The following is a 21,998-nucleotide window of genomic DNA, read 5'->3' on the forward strand; positions in this document are numbered from 1 at the left end:
CGTTTTTTATGGCGATACCAACTGACGGGTCAGCCCACTTCTCGAGCGGGCGGCACCTGTTCGCGCAGAGTGCCCTGACTGCGATAGGGGATCACATCCAGTTCGCCATTCACTTGTACTATCTCGTAGTACTGGGGCAGGTTGAAGTTGATGAACTGCCCATCATCGCTGAACCGCTCGTGATTGGAGGTGTAGAAGCGGTTGACCCCCGCCACCAGCTCATCCTTGTTGCCGGCAAAGTGCTGGTAGATCTCCACCCGGTTCGCCTCATCGAGGATATAGATGTTGGTGCCCGCATCCCGGGTATCGAAGAAGAACTGCACCAACCCTTCGCTGGCGTAGGCATCGACGATGCTCGGCAGATGCTGGCTGTGGGTCTTGTCGAGCCGCAGCGGCAGGTGATCCAGCTTGTTGTGGGAGATGTGACGGTAAAAATCGATGGCGTTTTCCAGCTTCTTCACCGACACCCCGCGCCGCTCGAAGAAGATGCCGTACTTCTCGCGGCCAAGGGCCATGGTCTTGACCAACTGCTGCTTGTCGCGGGCAAGGCGCAGATCGATACACTCCGCCACCAGCGTCTGGAAACGGGAGCGCACCAGAGAACGGAAGTGCTGGCTGTAGCAGAACACCTCGATCATCTCGGGGGCGGCGGCATCCTGATGCATCTTGCCGAGGATGGTGGTGAGGGCATCGACCACAGCTTCATCCCCCTGGAAGTGCAGGGTACGGATCTCGCTCCAGGAGTTGCGATAGACCAGATCCACCGAGCCCACCAGACACTCCTGATTGCGACCAAACGAGAAGACATCCACGGTATTGGCGTCAAATTCGATCACCTGACCGACCCAGTGACTGGTCGGGTCCATCTCCAGATTGAGGAAGATGGAGAGCTGACGGATCTCGCACGGCCGGCTGAGGGCCAGGTTGGTGGCCAGTGGGTACTTCTCGGGGAAGCAGCCGGAGAGATCGCGGCAGAACTGGTGCAGATTGTCGATGTGCAGATCCGAACCCTGATTGAACAGGTGCACCCGCGACTGGGGCGTCAACAGATCGTTGAAGTAGGCCCAGGAGACCAGCTTGCTGATGTAGCCGTTGAACTCCAGCGGCGCACGGCCAATGATGTCCACCGGCTCCAGCGAGTGTTTGTAGAGATACCAGCCGGCGCGGTTGAGGCGACCGTGGGGCACCTGCACGAAGCTGAGGTCCGGCTCGCTGAGATCAGGCGCGATCTTGAGGTTGATACGCTGCACCTTGCCCGGCAGGCTCTCGAACGCGGCGTAGAGCTTGCGCGACAAAATGCCGATATCTTCCGGGTTGATCGACTCGCTGATGTTGTTGCGGCGGGCGAACTGGATCAGATTGCGGTAGCTCTGCATCAGGGCTTCCAGCAGCTCGGCGTGAGCGATCTTCACCTCTTCGATCTTCCATTCGTGGCGATGATCGAGTTGATAGAGTTTGTCCTGACTCCAGCCCCAGTAGGAGACCAGCTGGCTCATCTGCTCGCGGCGCCACTCGGGGGAGTGATCATCCTTGGGATGGCTGAGACCGTCGCACACCTTGAGGTAGAAACAGCGGCGCACCAGATCGAGCCGCGCCATGTCGCCGATGGACTTGAGGTAGTTGGTCACCTTGTCCAGCATCAGACAGTAGTTGTCGAGCCGGTAGTGCATCCCCTCGTTGTGCTGGAACCAATCGCGACCAATCATCGACAGCAGGCGGGTATTGGGATACTCGTGGGAGTAGGCTTCCATCAGCACCGACTTGAGCACCGCCTTGTAGGGAGAGTCGATCCCCTTGTAGAGCTGCCACAGGGCGGAGCCGAAATACTCTTCGGCCGGAATACGGTCAAAACTGCCGAGATCGAGCCAGTCGTCCTGCTTGAGCTTGCCGCTCCCGAACAGCTCGTTCACATACGCATCGTAGTGATCATCACATTCGGTGGGCACCAGATACCAGATCAAGCGTTTGCCCGCGATACGCATGGCACTGCGGTAGAACTCGTCGAGCAGCAGCAGGTGCTGGGCACTGCCGCAGCTCTCCCCCTGCATCTGGGCATCGTTGGTCTGGCGGAACTTGTCTTCCGGGATCAGGAAGAAGTTGAGATCGACCCCGCGCTGTTCGGCCCACTTGGAGAGTTGCTGGCACTTCAGCTCCAGCAGATCGAGCCGCTCCTGCGACAAACCGGCCACGTGGCAGACCCAGATATCGAGATCGGAGTGACAGCACTGACCGATGGAGGAGGTGCTGCCCATGGAGTAGAGCCCCTGAATGGCTCGATCATGGGTTGCCAGACCGCTCTGACAGTTGGCATTGCGGCAGAGGTCATCGATAAAGGCTTGCTGCTCGGCGGTGGCGCTGAAGCTCCAGATGCCATGAGGGACATCACCGGAGACATAACCGGGCAGCAGGGGATGATTGAAGTGCAGCATGACAGGCAGCAGTTGGAATACCTGCTGCCCATAGCGACTCATGAGGCCTAACGCCCGTTGCGTCTTGAGACGGGTAATGTCGTCATAACGCGCAACCAGCGTATCGATGTGTTCCTGCAATGCCCTGCCTATCACCTAAGTGAAAATGACGCACCAAAAGGGGGATACGTCAAAAAAGTGTGATCATGTTAACAATGCAAACAGCGGTGGTAAACAAGCCTTCAGCTAAACACCAGATTATTTCTGGTATGACCACATCAAGTATCAGGGGAAATCATTAAATTCCAATACATTCAATGAATTAATCAACACCACTTGCTTAATGAAAATCATTTTCAGCATGCATTTTTGAGCTTGGCCCCGCTTTTGCCGGCTCCGCCATGAAAGCCCGGGCAAAGGGTGGTAATATCGATTTCCTTCTAAAAATGAAACAACTGATTGATATGGCAGCCCGAACCCTGAAAATTGCCACTCGCAAGAGCCCGCTGGCCCTGTGGCAGGCCAACTTTGTCAAAGACCGGCTCGAAGCCCTGCACCCGCAGTTGCAGGTCGAACTGGTGCCCATGAGCACTCAGGGTGACAAGATCCTCGATACCCCGCTGGCCAAGGTCGGTGGCAAGGGGTTGTTCGTCAAGGAGCTGGAGACCGCCATGCTGGAAGGACGGGCCGATATCGCCGTTCACTCCATGAAAGATGTGCCGGTGGAGTTCCCCGAGGGACTCGGTCTGCACACCATCTGCGAGCGGGAAGATCCCCGTGATGCCTTCGTTTCCAACCGTTTCAAGGCCATTGCCGAACTGCCGCAAGGGGCTGTGGTCGGCACCTCCAGCCTGCGCCGCCAGTGCCAGCTGCGCGCCGCCCGCCCGGATCTGGTGATCCGCGACCTGCGTGGCAACGTCAACACCCGCCTCGCCAAGCTGGATGCCGGTGAGTACGACGCCATCATCCTCGCCGCCGCCGGCCTGAAACGACTGGAGATGGCGCACCGCATCACCGCCTTTATCGAGCCGGAGCAGAGTCTGCCGGCCAACGGTCAGGGCGCCGTCGGTATAGAATGCCGCCTCGACGATGTTGAGCTGCACGCTCTGCTGGCGCCGCTGGAACACGCCGAGACCCGCGCCCGGGTGCTGACCGAGCGCGCCATGAATCGCGCCCTGCAAGGGGGATGTCAGGTGCCTATCGGTGCCTACGCACTGGTCGAAGGTGAGCAGATCTGGCTGCGCGGTCTGGTGGGTAGCCCGGATGGCACCCAGGTGATTCGTGACGAGATCCGCGGTCCGCTGGCCGATGGTGAGGCCCTCGGCGAGCAACTGGCCCAGCGCCTGCTGGCAGCCGGTGCCGACGAGATCTTGGCCGAGGTCTACCGCGCATGACCCCGCTGGTGGTGCGTCCGGCCGCCCAAGCCGCCGAGCTGGTGCAGTTGCTGCGCCAGCACGGTCATGCACCACTCTGCTGCCCGCTGCTGGAAACCGTAGCGGGCAGCGAACTCCCTCTCCTGCCCGACCTGTTGCGCAGTGCTGACGCGGTTATCGCCGTCAGCATCCATGCCGTTCATTTTGCACACGATTTTCTGTTGCAAACTGGTCAGACCTGGCCACATATTGAGTACTTTGCGGTGGGTCAGGCCAGCGCAGATGCGTTTGCAGCCATAGGCATCACGGCAAGTTGCCCGGATGACCCGCGCAGCGAAGGGCTGCTGGCCCTGCCCGCCCTGCAGCAGGTAGCAGGCAAACGGGTAGTGATCCTGCGCGGCAATGGCGGGCGGGATCTCATCGCCAGCACACTGGCCTCACGCGGTGCTCTGGTGCACTATTGTGCGGCCTATGAGCGCCACTACCCCGAGCTAGACGGGGACAGATTGACCCACCACTGGCAGGCAGCGGGGCTGGACAGCCTGCTCATTACCAGTGGTGAACTGCTGCAACGGCTGCTGGAGCTGGTTCCCACCAGCCAGCAGCCCTGGCTTTTTGACCGCCTGTTGGTGGTCCCCAGCCCGCGCGTGGCCGAGATGGCCAGCGCTGCGGGCTTTATCCATATCACGATTGCCCAAGGTGCATCCAACCAGGCCCTGACGGCCGCTCTGGAACTGAGGAAGATGGAATGACAGAACAACAAGAATCCCAGGTCAAACCCCAGCCGACCGCTGTGGTCAATGGCAGCAAGAGCCGCTCCGGTGCCGTACTGGGAGGGGTTGCCATCCTGCTGGCCCTTGGCCTGACCGGCGGTCTCTATCTGCACGGCCACAAGAACGCCGTTGCCCAGCAGGCTGAACTGGCCCAGCTCAAGCAACAGCTGGCGAGCGCCCTGAGCAAGATCGACCAGACCAGCAGCAAGGATGCCGAGCAGCTGGCCGCGCTGGATCAAACCCAGCAGCGGCTGCAGGGGGAGATGCAGGGTCTGCAGAACCGGGTACTGGACCTGAATGACAAGCGCCCCAACGACTGGATGCTGGCCGAATCCGAGTATCTGGTACGGATGGCGGGCCGCAAACTGTGGCTGGAGCATGACCTCGTCTCCGCCATCACCCTGCTCGGCAATGCCGACGAGCGGATCGCCGCCCTCAACGACCCCAGCCTGATGCCGATCCGCAAGGCGCTGGCCGAGGATATCGCCAAGCTCAAGGGGATGCCGCGCATCGACCGCGAGGGGCTGACCCTCAAGCTGGCCGCGCTCTCAGACCAGATCGAGCTGCTGCCCCTCTCCACCGTCAGCATGCCGGAAGCCAAGGCCGAGCCGGATCAGGCAGTTAGCACCAATCCCGACGAGTGGGAGAGCAACCTGAAGAAGAACTGGGTCAAGTTCACCGAGAACTTCGTCACCATCCGCCGCCGCGATGGTGCAGTAGAGGCGCTGCTCTCGCCGCAGCAGGAGATCTTCCTGCGTGAAAACCTCAAGACCAAGCTGTTGCAGGCCCAGCTCTCCGTCTATCGCGAGCAGCAGGCGCTCTACGAAGACAGCCTGGACAAGGCCCAGCGCTGGCTGACCCAGTATTTCGACACCGACAACAGCGCCACCCGCTACATGCAGGGCGAGATCGACAAGCTCAAGGGTGAGCAGATCCAGATCGACTATCCGGCCCAGTTCAAGACCCAGGCGATACTGGAGCAGGTGCTGACCGAACGCCTGCAACGCATTCTGGCCAGCAGCTGAGGAGGGCGCCATGATCCGTATAATCATTCTGGTTGCCGTGATGGTCGCAGGGCTGATCTTTGGCCCGCAAGCCTCCGGTAACAAGGGCTATGTGCTGATTGCCCTCGGCAATTACACCATCGAATCCTCCGTCACCAGCGCGGTGATCCTGGCCGTGCTGTTCTACGGTGCCCTGCTGATCGTCGAGTGGCTGCTGGGCCGGGTATTCGGCCTGCGCCGCAAGACCCTTGGCTGGTACGGCTCGCGCCGCCGCCGCAAGGCCAATCAACAGACCGTCGCTGCCACCCTGGCAATGGCCGAAGGGCACTACAGTCAGGCTGAAAAGCTGCTGATCAAAGGGGCCAGCAACAGCGACACCCCGCTGCTCAACTACCTGAGCGCCGCCAAGGCGGCGCAGGCCCGTGGTGACGACGCCCGCCGGGATCAATACCTGCAAAAAGCGCAGGAGGAGAACCCCAAGGCCGAGCTGGCGCTCACCCTGACCCAGACCCAGCTGCAGATCGAGCAGGGCCAGTACGATACTGCGCTGGCGATGCTGGAGTCGGTCTACGCCCTCAACCCGCGCCACCCCATGGTGCTGGATCAGCTGCGTCAGGTGCATCTGGCCCGTCAGGACTGGAGTGCCCTGTGCGACCTGATCCCGGCACTGCACAAGGTGGGCAAGCTGACCCCGAAACAGGAAGAAGATCTGCTGCAACAGGCTTGGTCTGGTCGTCTGCAACAGGCTGCCGGCAGCCTCGAGACCCTCAAGGCGGTATGGCAGGATCTGCCGCGCAAGCTGCGCCTTGAGCCAGAACTGCTGGCCTGCTACGGCGATCTGCTGCGCCAGCTGGGTGCCGACGGCGAGGCTGCCACCCTGTGGCAGGAGGCGCTGCGCAAACAGCCGATGCCCCAGTTGCTGGCTCGTCTGCCCAAGCTGAAACTCGACAGCTACCAGCCGCTGCTGGCGCTGCTGCAAAAACAGCAGGGGCAACCGGAGGTGGACACCGCACTGGCCCAGCTCTATCTGCTGGCAGGCCAACTGGACGATGCCCAGAAGCTGCTGGAGCAGGAGGTGGAGCGGGCGCCGAGCGCCGCCGCCTACCACGCCCTCGGCCAGCTGATGGACAAACGCCGCCTTACCAACAAGGCCAACGAGTACTATCGTCAGGCACTGGAGCTGGCGGGGATCTGATCCCCGGCAAACAGAAACGCGAGAGGCCGCATGATGCGGCCTCTTTTTTTATCTCTTCGCCCTGCCCTCGTCAGGTGGTGAGCCGTTCCAGCTCGCCGATCAGCCAGATAGCCTCGGCGCGATGGCTGCCGCACACATCCATCATGGGGCGAAAACCGCCGCACACCGCTGGCCGCTCCGGTTGACCGAAGATCTTGCAGCCAAGGGTACTATCGAGCTGGATACAGGGGACGCCAGCCGGTTTGCCATCTGGCATACCGGGAATGGCACTGCTGATACTGGGGGCGATGCAACAGGCAGCGCAGCCGCTACGACACTCCATAGACTCCACTCCTTTGGGACGGTCTGAGCCACCATAGCCGAAGCGGCGGCACAAACGTAGCTGGCACACAACAAAAAGCCCGACCGCACGGGCGATCGGGCTTCAGACAACACAGCCGGTTCAGCGAGCCATCATCACAGGATGATATCGCGTACCACGCTGTCTTTGCGCTCCAGGTAATGGATCGACTTGATACGACGAATGGTGCGGGATTTACCACGGATCAACAGAGTCTCGGTGGTCGCCATCACGCCATCGCTGGTGATGCCATCCAGCAGATCACCCTTGGTGATGCCGGTGGCGGAGAAGATGACGTTATCATTCTTCGCCATGTCTTCCAGCTTGAGCACCTTGTTGACATCGATGCCGAGCGCTTCGCAGCGGGCAATTTCCTGCTCGCCCAGCGCACGCACTTCCGGGCTGTCGCCCTTGACGCGGTGACGCGGCACCAAACGGGCCTGCATGTCACCATCCAGCGCGCGGATCACCGCCGCGGAGATCACCCCTTCCGGTGCGCCGCCGATGCCATACAGCATGTCGACTTCGCTGTCCGGCAGACAGGTGAGGATGGAGGCGGCAACGTCACCATCAGGAATGGCGAACACCCGCACGCCCAGACCCTGCATCTCCTTGATTGCCTTGTCATGACGCGGCTTGGCCAGGGTAATGACGGTCAGACGGGAGAGCGGCTTGCCCAGCGCCTTGGCCACGGACTTCAGGTTCAGCTCGAGAGCCTGATCCAGGTCGATGGCGCCTTTGGCCTTGGGGCCGACGATCAGCTTTTCCATGTACATATCAGGCGCTTTCAGGAAAGAACCCTTGTCGCCCACCGCCAGCACGGCCAGCGCGTTGGCCTGACCCATGGCAGTCATGCGGGTACCCTCGATGGGATCGACCGCGATATCCACCGCGTCGCCGTGTCCGGTACCGACCTTCTCGCCGATATAGAGCATCGGCGCTTCATCAATTTCACCTTCGCCGATCACAATCTCACCATCGATCTCGATCTGGTTGAGAATGTGGCGCATGGCCGCTACGGCCGCCCCATCAGCGATATTCTTGTCACCACGTCCGAGCCACTTGTAGCCAGCCAGTGCAGCCGCTTCCGTCACTCGGGAAAACTCGATTGCCAGTTCACGTCTCATCGCATATCCAACCTATGGAGCTCGAAAACGGGCGGCATTCTACCACAAGGGCAAACCTTTGCGCACAAAAGTAGCCGCTGCGAGCAAGAATGTAGCCAATTCATCCAATTGCAACCCAATTGCCATCGACTCTTCATCCAACTGTCACCCCGCTGTCATCCCCGCTGCCTAGCATGACCCCGTTTTCAAAACAAAAGCTTGCAACACCACAAGGGATTAAGATGAAAAAGCTGACTGTAGTGGCACTGGCTCTCACCGCAGCCTTCCAGGCTCAAGCCGTTGAAGTGTACAAAAATGACACCTCCATGCTGGATCTCTATGGCCGTATCTACGCTGGCCAATTCTTCGGCGACAAAAAAGAAAACGTCGATACTGCCAATCCGAATGGCACCAAGGATTACAGCGCCAAGCAAGGGGCCAACCAGTTTGTCCGTTTCGGTGCCAAAGCCGAGACCCAGATCCAGAGCGGCCTGAAAGCATTGGCCCAGTACGAAGTACAGATGTACATCAACGACAGCGAAAAGACCTTGGGTAAAGATGGAAGCACAGACAACCTGCGCACCCGTCTGGCCTTTGCCGGTGTCGGCGCTGACTGGGGTACCGTGACTTTCGGTCGCCAGAAAGGGGCCCCGGGCTTCCTGGCCGACTGGACTGATGTATCCCTCTCCGACGGCTACGGCAACGAAGCGCTGGGCGCCAAGACTGACACCTTCGCCACCAACCGCGCTGGTTCCGTGTTGAAGTATTCCGGCCTGTTCAATGGCTTCCAGTTTGATGCCAGCTACAAATTTGATGGCGGCCAAGAAGAAGACAAGAGCAGCAACAAGACCTCCGCAGCTGACCCAGCCTATGGTGCAGCCGTGGCTTACACCTTCCCGTTCAATCTGTCTTTGGGCACCGCCTACAACGTTGGCCAACGTCAGGAAAAGAATACCGAAGACGCCAAACTGTGGCTGATCTCTGCCAAGTTCGACAACAAGGCGGCCTATGCGGCTCTGAGCTATGCCGATGGATCTGACTTTGTCCAAAGTGGCACCGACCATACCGGCTGGGAAGCCGCGCTGGGCTACAACTTCGAAAACGGCTTCGGTCTGATGGCCCTGTGGAACAAACAGGAGCAGGAAGTCACTGGCGGCAAGAAAACCGATGCCATTGACTACTACACACTGGGTGCCCAGTACAAATTCAACAAGAACCTGCGGGTGATTGGCGAGTACCGCATCAACAATCTGGACAGCGTTGCCGGCAAAGCGACTGCCAACAAGGATGACTTCCAGCTGGCTGCCCGCTACGACTTCTAATCGAGGTTTTGCGGATCCCCAAAGCGCGATGGCTTGCCATCGCGCTTTTTGCTGGGCGTCGCTCACGACCGGAGAAAGTGGCCTAGGCTCAACAGTAGATGTATCGCCGGAGAGATGATCATGGTCAGGCTGCCTTTCGTCCTGCTGTTGCTGCTGGCTCTTCCCGCTCACGCCCTCTCTATCGCCATGGTGCTGTGGCGCGGTGAAACCGCAGCCGAAGCGGGCTTTCGGGCAGAGCTGACCCGCCTTGGCTATCAGGCCACCATCACCACCTATAACGCCGATCAGGATCGTACGGCGCTGGCAACCATGCTGCGCCAGCAGATGCTGCCGAAACTGGCCGAATACGACTACATCTACACTTTTGGCACCACCGCCACCACCATGACCAAGAGTCTGGTGGCCAACCGCAAGCCACTGATCTTCAACGTGGTATCCGATCCGGTCGGGGCAGACATCCTCTCGGAAGACAAAGCCCAGAACAGCATGGTGGCCGGGGTGAGCAACATGGTGCCGATGGCACTGCAACTGGCCAACGCCAGCGAGCATCTGGCCACCGGAAAACGGCTGCTGCTACCCTTCAACCCCCGTGAGCAGAACACCCTGCTGGTGGCCGATATGCTGCTCAATGAAGCGAAACGCTACCAGTGGCAGATGGTCACCTGGCGAATGGCCCCAGACCCACGGCGGCTGGACAACGAACTGAAGCGGCTGCAACAGGATGCCAAAAACGACATCGTCTTTCTGGCCGCAGACAGCTATCTGCTCTCCATCGCCCCCCGCCTGCTGAATGCGCTCAACGCAGCTGCCATCCCTACCATCTGCAGTGCCGAGCTGTTCGTCGAGCACGGCTGCAGCGTTGGCACCATCAGCAGCTACGAGGCACTGGGCAAGATGGCCGCCGGGATCATCCATCGCCACCAGCAGGGAACCGGGCTGCAAGATATTCCGCTGCAGACCGACCCCCATCCCAAACTGGTGTTGGGGCAACTGGGTAACGCCACCACGCAGGAGGCGAGCCCCGAAAAGCCGAAGCCTTGATAAAGATCTCGGCCAATCAGGCTCCGGGCGGATATGCTGTTGACCCCCATCGCCCGAGAGCCCTTTCCCATGAGCACCACCGTCTTTTTTGCCGTTCTGCTGGCAGCCCTGCTTCACGCCAGCTGGAATGCGCTGGTCAAAATTGGCGAAGAGCGGCTGGTGGGCGTGTCACTGGTGGCGATCTTCTCAGGGCTTATCGCCGCCGTGGCGCTGCTGCCCATGGGGCTTCCCTCTGCTGCCGAGCTGCCTTGGCTCGGCCTCTCAGTCCTGCTCCATATCGGTTACTGCATGTTTCTCAGCCATGCCTACAATCAGGGCGATTTTGGCCAGATCTATCCGCTGGCCCGTGGCAGTGCCCCGCTGCTCGCCATGGTGTTAAGTGCCCTGCTGCTGGGGGACTACCCCGGTTACGGCGGCATCATCGGCGCCTGCGTGCTGATCATGGGGGTCTTGCTGATGGCCTGGCGAGGTGGGCAGCAGCGCCTTGACAGCAAAGCGGTTCGGGCGGCACTGATCACGGCCATGTTCACGGCGACCTATACCCTCTCGGATGGGGCCGGCGCCCGCGCAGGGGGTGAACCGGTACGCTACACCCTCTGGCTCTTTGCCTGCACCGGGTTGGCGATGCTGCTGGTGCTGATCGTCCACCAGAGGCGTAACGCCTGGCGCCAGATCCGTCGCCATGCGATGGCGGGAATAGCAGGAGGTGCTATGTCACTGCTCGCCTACGGGATTGTTATCTGGGGCATGACCCAAGCCCCCATTGGCGTGGTCGCGGCTCTGCGCGAAAGCAGTGTGCTGTTTGCCATGCTGCTCTCGGTCTGGCTGCTGAAAGAGCCGCTCGGGCGCATGCGGCTGACGGCGGCGGCCATTATTACCGGCGGCGTGCTGCTGACCCGGCTGGGAGGATAAGCGCTGTCGCCATTGAGGCGCATTTATCAGGCAAGATGGCGTAATTCACTCCGCCAAATATGCCGAATACCAATAATGGAAATAAGTGTCAGCCCGGGCGTAAATGTTTACATCCGCAACGTATCAATTAACTGGCAGGTCTGTTTATTTCAACCACAGCGTCATTCGGGAAACTTACCTGCCCTGCAACATTAATGATAAAATCGTTCACAGTTAATTTTCAGCAACGCTGACCAATATCGTGCATGGCACAGACCATGCGACTCCGCCCATACATTAATTGACCGCCTGACGGGTAAGCCAGCCCGGTCAGAGATGACCCGATCGCGCCCGCCACAGCAGGATGGCATGGCGCTACCGCGTTATTAATGGGTCCGGTTTCGTCTGTTTAATTTTTGATTATTTTAAATCCAGCACCATCAGGGAGTTTTTAATATGTCGGCAAAAAAGCTGAAGTTGGGTGCCTTTATATTGATGATATTAACATCGGTATTTGGCGTCACTAATATCGGGATCGGTTTTTACCGAATGGGATATGCCGCCATTCCGATGTTCGTGATCGGCGGTCTGTTTTTCTTCATCCCGTTCATTTTGATGATGATTGAGTTTGGTACCGGCTTTCGCAAAGAGGCGGGCGGTATCTTTACCTGGATGCGCCACTCGGTCTCGACCCGATTCGCCTTTATCGGTCTGACCATGTGGTTCGCCTCCTACGTCATCTGGATGTTTGGCAAGGCGCTCTCCATGTGGGTGCCCCTCTCCTTCATGCTGTTTGGCCGCGACATCACCGTCATCCCGGTCACCCTGGGCACCGGCATCGACTTCGGCCCCTTTATTCTGGGAGTTGTCGCCATCGCGCTGGTTGCCACCGTCACCAAGCTCATCACCCTGGGTAGCGCCCGCTTCGCCAAAGTGGCGGCCATCGGCGGTCTCTCCGTGGTGGCACTCAACGTGTTGCTGCTGGTCGGCGGCGTCTTCACCTTCGCGGTGAGCGGCATGACTCTGCAGGAGCCCTTCACCCAGGCATCGCTGACGGCTTCTCCCAATGCCGCTTTCAACGACATCATCCCCTTCCTCGGCTTTATGGTGTTCGCCATCTTCGCCTACGGCGGGGTCGAGGCGATGGCCGGGGTGGCTGACGAGCTGGAAGATCCCGAGCGCGACCTCAAGCGCGGCATCTTCCTCTCCGGCGCCTTCATCGTGCTCTGCTACATCATCGGCTTTCTGGCGGTCGGCTCCATCATGCGCTGGAGCGACTTCCCGGCCGAGGGGATCACCTCTCTCTCCGCCCTCTTCATCATCATGCTGGAGCTGGGGCGCCATCTCGGTGGCGAGTGGCTGGGACAGGTGTTCATGCGCTTTGCTGGCCTTGGCATGTTCCTGAGCTATCTGGGTGCCTTTATCGCCCTCTCCTACGCGCCACTGCGCCAGTTCATCACCGGCACCCCGAGTTACTTCTGGCCGGAGCGTTTCCAACGCGAAAACGAGAATGGCGTGCGCATTGAAGCCCTCAAGGTGCAAGCCTGGGTGGTCTGTCTGTTCATTGCCGCCAAGTCCATCTTTACCCTGATCAACCCGGAAGGGGCCGCCACCCTCTATGAGCTGATCATCACCATGACCAACGTCGGCATGACCCTGCCCTACATGTTCCTCATCTACGCCTGGTATCGCTATCGCAACAACCCGGCGCTGGGCAAGGACCTGATCTTCTTCAAGAGCGCGGGCTCGGTACTGCTGGCCACCATCATCAGCCTGATCCTGGTCGCCTTCGGCAACGTCTTTACCGTGGTCGCCCCCTTTATCTCCGGCGATATCTCCACCGGCGTCTGGACCATCATTGGCCCGCTGCTGTTCGTGGTGATCGCCATGCGCTTCAAGATCAAGCAGGAAGATACCCACTAAACGGCAAGCAATGCTCCATGCCAATCGGGACCGTTCTGGTCCCGATTTTTTAGCGCCGGCTTCCGCTCGCCATCACGGCCAGCCCATAGTTTCAATGTAAAAAAAGACTCTATGGAGACCTGTTTTACGCTCTCCTCGCCGTCAGAGCGCGCTCAACGCCGTAAATTATCAATATCAAGGTGAGAATGATTGTGAAGCGCCAGTTCACGACATATAACTTAGCGAGATATCCCTGTATTTCGTCCGGTAGAGCTGATCATGATGATGCGTTCCCTTCTTCCCCTGTTGCTTGGCGCAGTAATGCTGCCGGCCACTATGGACAGTGCCCATGCCAACCCCTTTGCCGCCAGCAGCAAGAGCAGCGGCTTTCTCGAGCGACGGGATGTGCCCAACCTCAGCTCGGCTGCCTTCGTGGTGGCCAACCACAGAACCGGCGAGGTGATCTCCGAGCGCAACGGCAACCGGGTAATGCCCATCGCCTCACTCACCAAGCTGATGACGGCGCTGGTGGTGCTGGATGCCAACCTGCGCCTCAACGAAATGCTCACCGTGACCAATGCCGACATCGACCGCATCAAGGGAACCGGTTCACGACTGGCCATCGGCTCCAGGCTCAGCCGCGCCGAAATGCTCCATATCGCCCTGATGTCCTCTGAAAACCGCGCCGCCTCGGCGCTGGCCCGCCACTATCCCGGCGGCCAGCGTGCCTTTGTCGAGGCGATGAACGCCAAAGCCCGCATGCTGGGGATGTGGAATACCCGCTACGCCGACAGCACCGGGCTCAACCCGCGCAATGTCTCCACCGCGCAGGATCTCGCCAAACTCGCCGCCGCAGCGGCCTCCTATCCACTGATCCGCCAGTACTCCACCGACGAGCAGAGTTATGTGCGCACCAACAAGCGTCAGCTGCACTACCTCAACTCCAACCGGCTGATCCGCGAAGGGCAATGGGAGTTCACCCTCTCCAAGACCGGCTATATCCGCGAAGCGGGCCGCTGTCTGGTGCTGGGCACCAAGGTCAATCGTGAGCCGGTGATCATGGTGCTGCTCAATGCCGAGACCACCAACGATCGGGTCGCCGATGCCAAGCGGATCAAAACCTGGCTGGAGAGCTCGGGCAGAACCACCCTTGCAGCCAACCAGAGCAGCATGCTGACTCACCAGTAAGCTCGAGATCCCCAACCAAGCGAGGCACCTGCCTCGCTTTTTTTATCTGCATGAGCGCGCCCAAAAAATGGGATCCAGTTCCCGTTACAGGTAACACCTTCCGCCATCCCGTTACAAAACGTAACTACTCAACAGTGTGATTCACACTAATAGAATCAATTGGTTGTAAGTTTTCGGCAAGAATTTTAGCGTGCCATCACAACCCCTGTAACGACGAGCCACCATGCGTATTTCCAGTATCGAGTGCGGGCGGGTACTGGCCATTCTGGCCGTGATGACCATTCACGTATCCCCCTTCGCCAATCCGTTCAATCCCGCCCTGTGGGGAAGTGGATCCTGGCTCTGGCTGAGCGGCACCATCAACCAGTTATGCCGCTTTGCCGTGCCGCTGTTTTTCCTCTGTGCCGGTTACTTTCTGCAGCCGAGACTGAGCCGCGAAGCGCCACTGACCGTTGCCTGGCGCTACTGCCACCCCTTGCTGCTGCTCTGGCTGGTATGGAGTCTGGTCTACCTGCTGGTGCCGTTCAATCCGCTGGATGCCGTGCAGCAAGGCTATCTGGCCTCCCTGCGCGGGCAGTGGCAATTCCAGCTCGGCGACCCCCTCAATGGCTGGCTGGTGGGCGGCATGATCCACCTCTGGTTCCTGCCAGCCCTGGTGATGGCGGTGGCCCTGCTGGCACTCTGCTATCGGCTTGGCAGACCATCGCTCGCCCTCTGGCTGGGTCTTGGCCTTTACCTGCTGGCGCTGCTGGGGGGCTCCTATGCCAAGCCGCTGCTGGGCACCGAGTGGCCACTACTCACCCGTAACGGCCCCTTCTTCTCCCTGCTGTTTGTGGCGCTCGGGGCCCTGCTGCGCCAGCGTCAGTGGCAGCCCGATGCCCGCACCGGCTGGCAACTGCTGCTGGCGGGCGTGGCGCTCTATGGCTGTGAAGCCTGGGCGCTGCAGCACTTCGCCGCAGTGCCGCTCACCCGCCACGACTTCCTGCTTGGCTCCCTTCCCTGGGCTATCGGTCTGTTTGGACTACTGCTGGCCAACCCCGAGTGGGGCAAGGGCAGCTGGCTTGAGCGCCAGGCCCCCAAAGTGCTCGGGATCTACTGCCTGCACATGATGCTGGTGGTCTGGCTCTTCGTGTTCGGCCCGCAGGGCGCATCCATCCTGTGGGAGATTGCCAAAGTGCCGCTGCTGCTGGGATCGTCTCTGCTGGCCTATCGCCTGCTGGCGGCCCAACCCCTCACCCGCCGACTGCTGCGCACCCACTGAGTCCGATATCCGGCCCGTCCTATCGGGCCGGATGCCTCTTCACGTTTTGTCCCTTTCTCTTCCGCTACGCCCTTTTTCCCTCGCTTCGTTCGCGCGGTTTGCTGCAATGGCTCTGCTTTTCAGCCGAGCTCCCCCGACCGCACAACCCGCCTCCAATACCCCTATCCATTTTCACCTTGCCAGACAAATGAAAATCAATATCATTGGCATCCCGCTTTGGCGGGTCAGGCTAATTATAATTAAATCAATATGTTCGAGCCGTCAGGTCGACATCCAAAGAGTCAATATTGAATATGCAGCACCCTCACTTTCGCAGAACGCTGGTCTCGCTGGCACTGCTGGGCACCGGCTTCACAGCCCAGGCCGCCGATGAAACCATGACTGTGGTTGGCAAACGATCCCAGCATCAGGAAGTTGCCACCGCAACCCGTACCAATACGCCAGCCAAGCTGGTTCCCCAGACCATCGACAGCGTCAAGGTCAGCGAGCTGACCGCCTTCGGCCAACCCACATTGAGCGAAGCTCTGGTCGGCATTCCAGGTGTTGATGCAAGCGGTGATACCCGCTTCGACGGCGTCACAATCCGCGGCTTTAGCGCAGGCACGGATTTCTATCTCGACGGATTCCGCGACGACATGCAGTACACCCGGGATCTCGGCAATATCGAACGGGTAGAAGTGCTAAAGGGCCCGGCAGCAGTACTCTACGGACGTGGTAGCAGCGGCGGCATCATCAACCGCATCAGCAAAAAACCGCAGAAAGGGCAGGAGTCCAGCGTCACAGTACGCGTGGGCAGTTACGATTACCAACGCATGGCCGCAGACCTGAGCGCCGAGCCGAGCGAGGCGGTGCAACTACGACTCAACGTCGCTCAGGAAGACAACGACAGCTTCCGTAATGGCGTACACGGCAGACGTACTATGGTGGCACCAGCCATGAACTGGGATATCACTGATCGATTGAGCTGGCTGCTGCAATACGAACGCAATGAATCGCACCGCACGCCGGACCGCGGTATCCCCGGCCTTAACGGTCGTCCAGCAGATGTGCCACGTGACGCCGTCTATAGCGATTTACGGCGCGACTACATCAACGATCTGGCACAATCGGCACGTTCTCGCTTCACTTGGGATGTAAACGACGACTGGCAGGTGCGCCAGCAACTGAGCCTGATCGATCTCTCGAGCCAGTTCGACAATACCTACATCACCAAAATGGAAGGTGAGCAAATAACTCGAACTCGCTGGCAGCAAGATTTACAAACCCGTAATCTCGCCTCCAGTCTTGAGGTCGAAGGACACCTGCAGAGTGGCCCCATTGCCCACACCCTATTGGTCGGCACCGATCAGGGGTGGCAGGAACGTTATCCCAAACTATGGAAAAGTCCTGATCTTAAATCTTTCAACCTTTACAACCCTGAGGCCCTACCGACCTACGACGGCAAGATGTCCCTTTCCTCTGACAAGCAACATAAAATCCGCAGTATCGGGACTTATGTACAAGATCAGCTCTCAATGGGCGACTGGACACTGCTGCTAGGACTGCGTTATGACCAATTCGAGGTCAACAGTCGTGACAATAAAAACCCGGCTGAGGAGACAATCTCAAACCACAGCCTGAGCCCGCGCGCAGGATTGGTATGGAATCCGATAGAAGAACACTCTTTCTATCTCTCTTACAGCAAAAGCTTTATGCCCAATGGCGGTGGCGTGACAGGCCTTAACCAGATCGGTGATAAAAACAACACTCTAGACCCAGAGCTGACCCGTCAATATGAGACCGGCGTCAAGAGCGACTGGCTAGATGGCAAACTGGCAACCACCCTCTCCATCTACCGGCTGGAGATGTATAACAAGCGAACCAAAGATCCACTCGATCCCAGCAAGATACTCCTCACTGGCCTGCAACGTACCGACGGTATCGAACTCAGTACACGAGCTCAGCTGAACGACGAGGTTTATCTCCGCGGCGGCATAGCTCTGCAAGATGCAGAAATGGTGGAAGACTCCATCAATAAGGGCAATCGCCCAAGCAGCGTATCACGCCTAAATGGCGAACTGTTTGCCGGTTATCAGCAAGGAAAGCTCGGCTGGTTCGGCGAGAGCGGTGTTACCGCTGTGGGTGATCGCTTTGCTGACAATGCCAATACCACGTTGCTCCCCGGCTATGCACGCGTTGATGCCAGAGCGGGCTATCGCTGGCAACATTGGGAAGCGCAGTTCGGTATGGAGAACCTGTTTGACACTCACTACTACGTAAGTGCTACCGGCGCCTCTCAGATCATGCCCGGCTCCCCACGGCAGGTTAATTTGACTACGTCCTACCGTTTTTGATCCAGTGACAACCACCCCGACTGGCCAGCCCCTGCTGGCCAGTTTTTTTATGAAGCAACCACGATGAAACGCAGAAGAGTTCCCCTTCACAACAACAAATGGGTACGCCGCCTCCATGCCTGGGCCGGTTTTTTTACCCTTGCCCTGATGCTGATGTACGGCATCACCGGTCTCTGGCTGCAACACCGTGCTGTGTTGCCCATCCCCGGCCCCCACACCGACAAATCGAGTGAAGAGATAGTGCTCAAGGCGCCGCTCGCCAGCCCGGAGCAGCTGAAAATCCTGCTGCAACAGCGCTATCCCGATACTTTTGCCGACGGGCGAACCATGCTCACCCCGGCCCAGACCCTGCCCACCCCGAACGGCCCGCTCACCCTGCCCGCCAAGTGGGAGATGCGCGGCGTTACCCTCAGCCAGAGCGTGGCCGCCAGCTATGTTGAGGGTACCTTGCTGGTACGTACCGACCTGCAACTGGCCAACTTTGCCGCCAGCCTCAACCGGCTGCACCGCGGTATGGGCACCGGCCTCGGCTGGCAGCTGTTTGGCGATATCGCCGCCCTGGCCCTGCTGCTGCTCGCCCTCACCAGCCTGTTTATGTGGACCAAGCTGCACGGCACACCCAGAGCCATCATCGCGCTGACACTCGCTGGCAGCCTCGGCACCCTGCTGTTTGCCCTGCTGGGATAGCACGGCAACCATGTTCTGATGCAGCAAGGTTTGGAAAAAAAACCGCAATAGAAACAGGCCGCTGGCGGTGATGCCGTCAGCAGCCACATCAAGAAAAGGAAATAACGGAGAGCGGAAAAAGAGAAGGGATACCAAGAGGTAACGGGAAGTACTGCCAGCTCAACAGCAACGCTCCAACACGCAGGAACGCCAAAAAACAAAAGGCCATCATTACTGATGGCCTTTTGTCATAAATTTGATGGTGCCGGGATCTCTATCGAATCAAGCAGATAACTCATTGTTTTTGATGATTAAACAAATCAAGGCATTGTCTTTATACCCCCATAAGTACCCCCATCTCTCTCACTCTGGGTACCCTGTCGCGGATAACTTCAATTGCTCACTTCCGTCTGCCCATCGCCTGCTTTCCTCGTCATGCCCATTGCTTTTCGTTTTTGGCTGGATTGCGCAATTTGCGCAGTTCCCTAACCAGCTAAATCCACCGCAATCCCTTGTGCTGCTTAGGCTGCCAGCTAATTAGCAACAGTTTTGCGCAGCCCGCAGTTGTTATTCGTTTTTGGATGAATTGCGCAATTTGCGCAGAATGAAGATCAGCAAGATGCCATCCAGATGAGAGGGGGCCCTTGGTCGGCTGGGTTTGTAGCTGGTTCAGCTACGTTGTAGCCATTGTGGTTCCCCGGTTGGATGAGGGTAGAGCTTAGAAGCGGGAATGCCCGTTTTCATCTGGCTCGTATGCCGGTTTAACTGCGGAGTTTGCGGCCAGTAGTGGCGAGGGGTGTGGCGGTTTACTGCCGATTTGGGCGCGGAGTTACTGTCATGGTTACCCGGACACTGTCCGGGAAACCGTGACTCGGTGGCTACCTGGTTAATCGGCTTGAATCTCAGCCAATTGGTGCGCTCTAACCAGGAAGATTTGCGGCCAGTGGTCGCGCGGGAAATCCAATGTTGGAGTTGTCGAAGCTGTGAATGGGGTGAAACCTTCCCCAATTCGGGGAGGCTGGATGCTCACAACCTGAGTATTCTGCCCTTGGTCAGGATCTCCGTGCGCTCGTCCTGTTCCCGATAGGGATCTTCCCATGGCTTCACGTAGATGACTTGATACGCATCCCCCACCTCCTCCTTAAGCAGCCTGGCCAGATACAGGCCGCGCTCATGGAAGGCAGGCCAGTCCCAGCCGTTGGGATCAACGCAATCCCCTTCAAACCTTGTGCGGTCAAAGGCTATGGCCCAGTAGGAGAACTGCCGCCACAGCTCCTCAGACATGAGGCAACTCTCGTGCCAGTGCGTCCCATCGCATAAGTTGCCACCAACCCCACACATAACTGACGGGTCTCTGTTGATCCACAAAAACGGCGCATTCCCGTAGTCAGGCATGACTGTCAGGATCGGCACAGCGGTCTGTTGGCTGGTCATGTTCTGTTTCTCCTACGAAGGTGTCTCACCCTCTGCTTCACTGGGTATCAGGTGGGAGAGATCCATCGTCTCGAGCGCTTTCATGTTCGCCTCGTGCCGGCGCCGCATATCCTGCCGCAGTGACTCGATCTCTTCCGGTGTGAGGTGCCTGGGTGTAAATGGTGGCGTCTTTGGTTTAGCCATAATGTGCTCTTATCCACTGGCGTAACCGTGTCCAGGCCGTAGCGGCCCAACACTTCATGACATAACGTGGCGAGGCGATCCGCTTTCGCTCCAGCGCCGCCAGTCGAGCGCGCTCCCGCGCGGCCTGCTCCTCTTCCATCTCGGCTGACCTCTCGGCCTGCCTCCTGTCCAGCTCAGCCCGTACCGCCTCGTCCATCAACGTCAGGCTGTGGGGCCAAGGTAGCGGCAGATACCCCTGCGCGTAGGTTGTCAGCCTCTCGAACAGATATGTTTCGAACGGGTGCGGCGGCGGAAATATCGGTGCCATCCTAAGTTCGGCATCGGGCCTTCCCTGAGACGATGGCGAAGCGGCCTCTTGAATGGGGGCGGGCTCCTTTGATTTGGTCATGGTATTTCCTCAATCGCACATGCTGGCAGGCGTCTGGGTTGGCGTACCGGTTGGAGGGATATCATACACAACCCAAGTCAGCAGCAGCGCGGCTTTCAGCGTACCGGTCGGCGTACCGGTCGGCATACCGCCTACCACGCAGACATGACGGAGTTGGTTTTCGTCTGCCCACACTTGTTCCTGTTGGTAAGAGTGTCTCGCTAGCTGGGCAAAACTGCCCTGTTTTCTGGGTAAAACTACCCGGATTCGCGGGCAGAGCTAGCCGACCAGGTTATCCAGGATCCGCTCAGCCTCTGGGGCGTCGTCCCGCTCACTGCCCATCAGATAACGCAGGGTTGCCCGCGCCTCTTCCCTGTTTCTCGGTCGCAGTTCAGCCAGCAGACCAAACACAAACCAGTCGCGGGCGTGCGCCTCTATGCTGTTCTCGTAATAGCCCTGGGTGTCGCAAGAATGTCGAAGCCGGTACAGCTCGTTCCAATAGGCCAGCTCGTGAAGGCAGTCGCTTAGGGTGTGCGGCATCAATTCCGGCACTGCCTTGAACCGCTCCGCGACCTGTTCAGGTGGCAGTTGCCAACTGTCTTGCTCCAGCCCTCTCAGTACCTCCTGACAAAACGCCTCCGCCTGGGTGTCGTCCCACAGCGCATCCCCGAACCGGCCGATGGCTTCGGCCTCATTGGCTCGCCGTTCAATGGAACGTTTGGCGAGGCCATCGAGGTTAGCAAACCCTATGCTGCCCAGTCCGGCCAGCACATGCCCACCTTTGGCCACCAGCCATTTGCCGTAGCGCTTCTCCAACTCATCTGATGGGGTGGTGATCCGCCCTGCTGCCTCTCTGGCTTGTTCAATACGCGTCGGCTCTCCGGTCTCTATCACCTGGCGCAACCAGAGTAAGGCATCTATCTCCCTGTCCCCTGTAACAACCTGCTGGGGTGGCAGATCTTGAACCGCTGGCAACCTCTCCCCGCTGCTCCCGATGGGCGGCAAGGTGAACATGGCCCGATGTCTCGGGTTATCGGTGAACAGTCCTGATCGGCTGACAATGGCTTTCACCGTTCCCAGAGAGAGGCCAGCCAGAGAAGCTACCTCACTCAATGAATGCTGGCGACGCAGTTCAATCACCTGCTCGCGCTGTTCGTTGGTCAATCTCAATGCAACCCCCTGTTGCGGCAAAAGAGTGATCTTGATCGGCT

General features: G+C 58.9%; 18 protein-coding genes. 12 read left to right on the forward strand and 6 right to left on the reverse strand.

The genetic code is table 11. The annotated features are described in order from the left end of the window. Window positions 1-29: 29 nt before the first annotated feature. Window positions 30-2,549, reverse strand: a complete 2,520-nt coding sequence (locus ACB040_RS04370; RefSeq protein WP_371153374.1) for a class I adenylate cyclase — start codon at window positions 2,547-2,549, stop codon at window positions 30-32. A gap of 323 nt (window positions 2,550-2,872) precedes the next feature. Between ACB040_RS04370 and hemC the strand changes: the two genes are divergently transcribed. Genes hemC through ACB040_RS04390 form a run of 4 tightly spaced genes read left to right on the forward strand, consistent with a single transcriptional unit; the run spans window position 2,873 to window position 6,753 of the window. Further along, on the forward strand, window positions 2,873-3,802 hold the full coding sequence (hemC, locus tag ACB040_RS04375) for a hydroxymethylbilane synthase (protein ID WP_139435215.1): 930 nt from the start codon (window positions 2,873-2,875) through the stop codon (window positions 3,800-3,802). Beyond that, window positions 3,799-4,533, forward strand: coding sequence for a uroporphyrinogen-III synthase (locus ACB040_RS04380; protein WP_371153376.1), 735 nt, complete (start codon window positions 3,799-3,801; stop codon window positions 4,531-4,533). Before hemC ends, ACB040_RS04380 begins: the two co-directional genes overlap by 4 nt. Beyond that, window positions 4,530-5,579, forward strand: a complete 1,050-nt coding sequence (locus tag ACB040_RS04385; protein WP_338773441.1) for a uroporphyrinogen-III C-methyltransferase — start codon at window positions 4,530-4,532, stop codon at window positions 5,577-5,579. Before ACB040_RS04380 ends, ACB040_RS04385 begins: the two co-directional genes overlap by 4 nt. Window positions 5,580-5,589: 10 nt before the next feature. Next, complete coding sequence (locus ACB040_RS04390; RefSeq protein ID WP_371153379.1) at window positions 5,590-6,753, forward strand: heme biosynthesis HemY N-terminal domain-containing protein; 1,164 nt, start codon at window positions 5,590-5,592, stop codon at window positions 6,751-6,753. Between the two features lie 70 nt (window positions 6,754-6,823). Here ACB040_RS04390 and ACB040_RS04395 read toward each other — a convergent pair whose 3' ends face one another. Beyond that, window positions 6,824-7,075, reverse strand: a complete 252-nt coding sequence (locus tag ACB040_RS04395) for a YkgJ family cysteine cluster protein (RefSeq protein ID WP_075115810.1) — start codon at window positions 7,073-7,075, stop codon at window positions 6,824-6,826. A gap of 134 nt (window positions 7,076-7,209) precedes the next feature. After that, window positions 7,210-8,220 (reverse strand): class II fructose-bisphosphatase, encoded by a 1,011-nt coding sequence (glpX, locus tag ACB040_RS04400; protein ID WP_005336386.1) that lies wholly within the window; start codon window positions 8,218-8,220, stop codon window positions 7,210-7,212. Between the two features lie 221 nt (window positions 8,221-8,441). Here glpX and ACB040_RS04405 point away from each other — a divergent pair, with 221 nt between their 5' ends. The 8 genes from ACB040_RS04405 (at window position 8,442) to ACB040_RS04440 (ending at window position 18,824) form a co-directional block, all read left to right on the forward strand. Then, window positions 8,442-9,521 carry a porin gene (locus ACB040_RS04405; protein WP_005355196.1) on the forward strand — a complete coding sequence of 360 codons (1,080 nt, stop codon included), beginning with the start codon at window positions 8,442-8,444 and terminating at the stop codon, window positions 9,519-9,521. Window positions 9,522-9,641: 120 nt separating this feature from the next. Beyond that, window positions 9,642-10,562: an ABC transporter substrate-binding protein gene (locus ACB040_RS04410; RefSeq protein WP_047438784.1), complete on the forward strand. Its 921-nt coding sequence runs from the start codon at window positions 9,642-9,644 to the stop codon at window positions 10,560-10,562. Between the two features lie 33 nt (window positions 10,563-10,595). Further along, a complete protein-coding gene (locus ACB040_RS04415; RefSeq protein WP_307772850.1) occupies window positions 10,596-11,474 on the forward strand; it encodes a DMT family transporter in 879 nt (292 codons plus the stop codon). A gap of 435 nt (window positions 11,475-11,909) precedes the next feature. Further along, the gene (gene yjeM, locus ACB040_RS04420) at window positions 11,910-13,376 is read left to right on the forward strand and encodes a glutamate/gamma-aminobutyrate family transporter YjeM (protein WP_371153383.1); all 1,467 of its coding nucleotides are present in this window, start codon (window positions 11,910-11,912) and stop codon (window positions 13,374-13,376) included. Window positions 13,377-13,634: 258 nt separating this feature from the next. Then, entirely contained in the window at window positions 13,635-14,543 is a 909-nt protein-coding gene (pbpG, locus tag ACB040_RS04425; protein WP_371153385.1) for a D-alanyl-D-alanine endopeptidase, read from the forward strand. Between the two features lie 223 nt (window positions 14,544-14,766). Continuing rightward, window positions 14,767-15,804 (forward strand): acyltransferase, encoded by a 1,038-nt coding sequence (locus tag ACB040_RS04430; RefSeq protein ID WP_371153387.1) that lies wholly within the window; start codon window positions 14,767-14,769, stop codon window positions 15,802-15,804. 293 nt (window positions 15,805-16,097) lie between these two features. Continuing rightward, on the forward strand, window positions 16,098-18,137 hold the full coding sequence (locus ACB040_RS04435; RefSeq protein WP_338774953.1) for a TonB-dependent siderophore receptor: 2,040 nt from the start codon (window positions 16,098-16,100) through the stop codon (window positions 18,135-18,137). A 63-nt stretch (window positions 18,138-18,200) separates the two neighbouring features. After that, window positions 18,201-18,824 carry a PepSY-associated TM helix domain-containing protein gene (locus ACB040_RS04440; RefSeq protein WP_338773431.1) on the forward strand — a complete coding sequence of 208 codons (624 nt, stop codon included), beginning with the start codon at window positions 18,201-18,203 and terminating at the stop codon, window positions 18,822-18,824. Between the two features lie 1,005 nt (window positions 18,825-19,829). On the opposite strand, the gene ACB040_RS04445 is transcribed toward ACB040_RS04440, so the two are convergent. The 3 genes from ACB040_RS04445 to ACB040_RS04455 form a co-directional block, all read right to left on the reverse strand. Then, on the reverse strand, window positions 19,830-20,237 hold the full coding sequence (locus ACB040_RS04445; RefSeq protein ID WP_236319976.1) for a hypothetical protein: 408 nt from the start codon (window positions 20,235-20,237) through the stop codon (window positions 19,830-19,832). Window positions 20,238-20,412: 175 nt separating this feature from the next. Continuing rightward, a complete protein-coding gene (locus tag ACB040_RS04450) occupies window positions 20,413-20,727 on the reverse strand; it encodes a hypothetical protein (protein WP_236319975.1) in 315 nt (104 codons plus the stop codon). A gap of 339 nt (window positions 20,728-21,066) precedes the next feature. Continuing rightward, complete coding sequence (locus ACB040_RS04455; protein ID WP_371153390.1) at window positions 21,067-21,957, reverse strand: hypothetical protein; 891 nt, start codon at window positions 21,955-21,957, stop codon at window positions 21,067-21,069. Between the last annotated feature and the right edge of the window lie 41 nt (window positions 21,958-21,998).

The organism is Aeromonas sp. S11(2024) (assembly GCF_041402345.1).
Classification (GTDB): domain Bacteria; phylum Pseudomonadota; class Gammaproteobacteria; order Enterobacterales; family Aeromonadaceae; genus Aeromonas; species Aeromonas veronii.

Excerpts from the sequence above, each read along its gene's own strand:
- hemC (WP_139435215.1), top strand. The coding sequence starts at position 2,873 with ATGGCAGCCCGAACCCTGAAAATTGCCACTCGCAAGAGCCCGCTGGCC.
- ACB040_RS04380 (WP_371153376.1), top strand. The coding sequence starts at position 3,799 with ATGACCCCGCTGGTGGTGCGTCCGGCCGCCCAAGCCGCCGAGCTGGTG.
- ACB040_RS04385 (WP_338773441.1), top strand. The coding sequence starts at position 4,530 with ATGACAGAACAACAAGAATCCCAGGTCAAACCCCAGCCGACCGCTGTG.
- ACB040_RS04390 (WP_371153379.1), top strand. The coding sequence starts at position 5,590 with ATGATCCGTATAATCATTCTGGTTGCCGTGATGGTCGCAGGGCTGATC.
- ACB040_RS04395 (WP_075115810.1), bottom strand. The coding sequence starts at position 7,075 with ATGGAGTGTCGTAGCGGCTGCGCTGCCTGTTGCATCGCCCCCAGTATC.
- glpX (WP_005336386.1), bottom strand. The coding sequence starts at position 8,220 with ATGAGACGTGAACTGGCAATCGAGTTTTCCCGAGTGACGGAAGCGGCT.
- ACB040_RS04405 (WP_005355196.1), top strand. The coding sequence starts at position 8,442 with ATGAAAAAGCTGACTGTAGTGGCACTGGCTCTCACCGCAGCCTTCCAG.
- ACB040_RS04410 (WP_047438784.1), top strand. The coding sequence starts at position 9,642 with ATGGTCAGGCTGCCTTTCGTCCTGCTGTTGCTGCTGGCTCTTCCCGCT.
- ACB040_RS04415 (WP_307772850.1), top strand. The coding sequence starts at position 10,596 with ATGCTGTTGACCCCCATCGCCCGAGAGCCCTTTCCCATGAGCACCACC.
- yjeM (WP_371153383.1), top strand. The coding sequence starts at position 11,910 with ATGTCGGCAAAAAAGCTGAAGTTGGGTGCCTTTATATTGATGATATTA.
- pbpG (WP_371153385.1), top strand. The coding sequence starts at position 13,635 with ATGATGATGCGTTCCCTTCTTCCCCTGTTGCTTGGCGCAGTAATGCTG.
- ACB040_RS04430 (WP_371153387.1), top strand. The coding sequence starts at position 14,767 with ATGCGTATTTCCAGTATCGAGTGCGGGCGGGTACTGGCCATTCTGGCC.
- ACB040_RS04435 (WP_338774953.1), top strand. The coding sequence starts at position 16,098 with ATGCAGCACCCTCACTTTCGCAGAACGCTGGTCTCGCTGGCACTGCTG.
- ACB040_RS04440 (WP_338773431.1), top strand. The coding sequence starts at position 18,201 with ATGAAACGCAGAAGAGTTCCCCTTCACAACAACAAATGGGTACGCCGC.
- ACB040_RS04445 (WP_236319976.1), bottom strand. The coding sequence starts at position 20,237 with ATGACCAGCCAACAGACCGCTGTGCCGATCCTGACAGTCATGCCTGAC.
- ACB040_RS04450 (WP_236319975.1), bottom strand. The coding sequence starts at position 20,727 with ATGGCACCGATATTTCCGCCGCCGCACCCGTTCGAAACATATCTGTTC.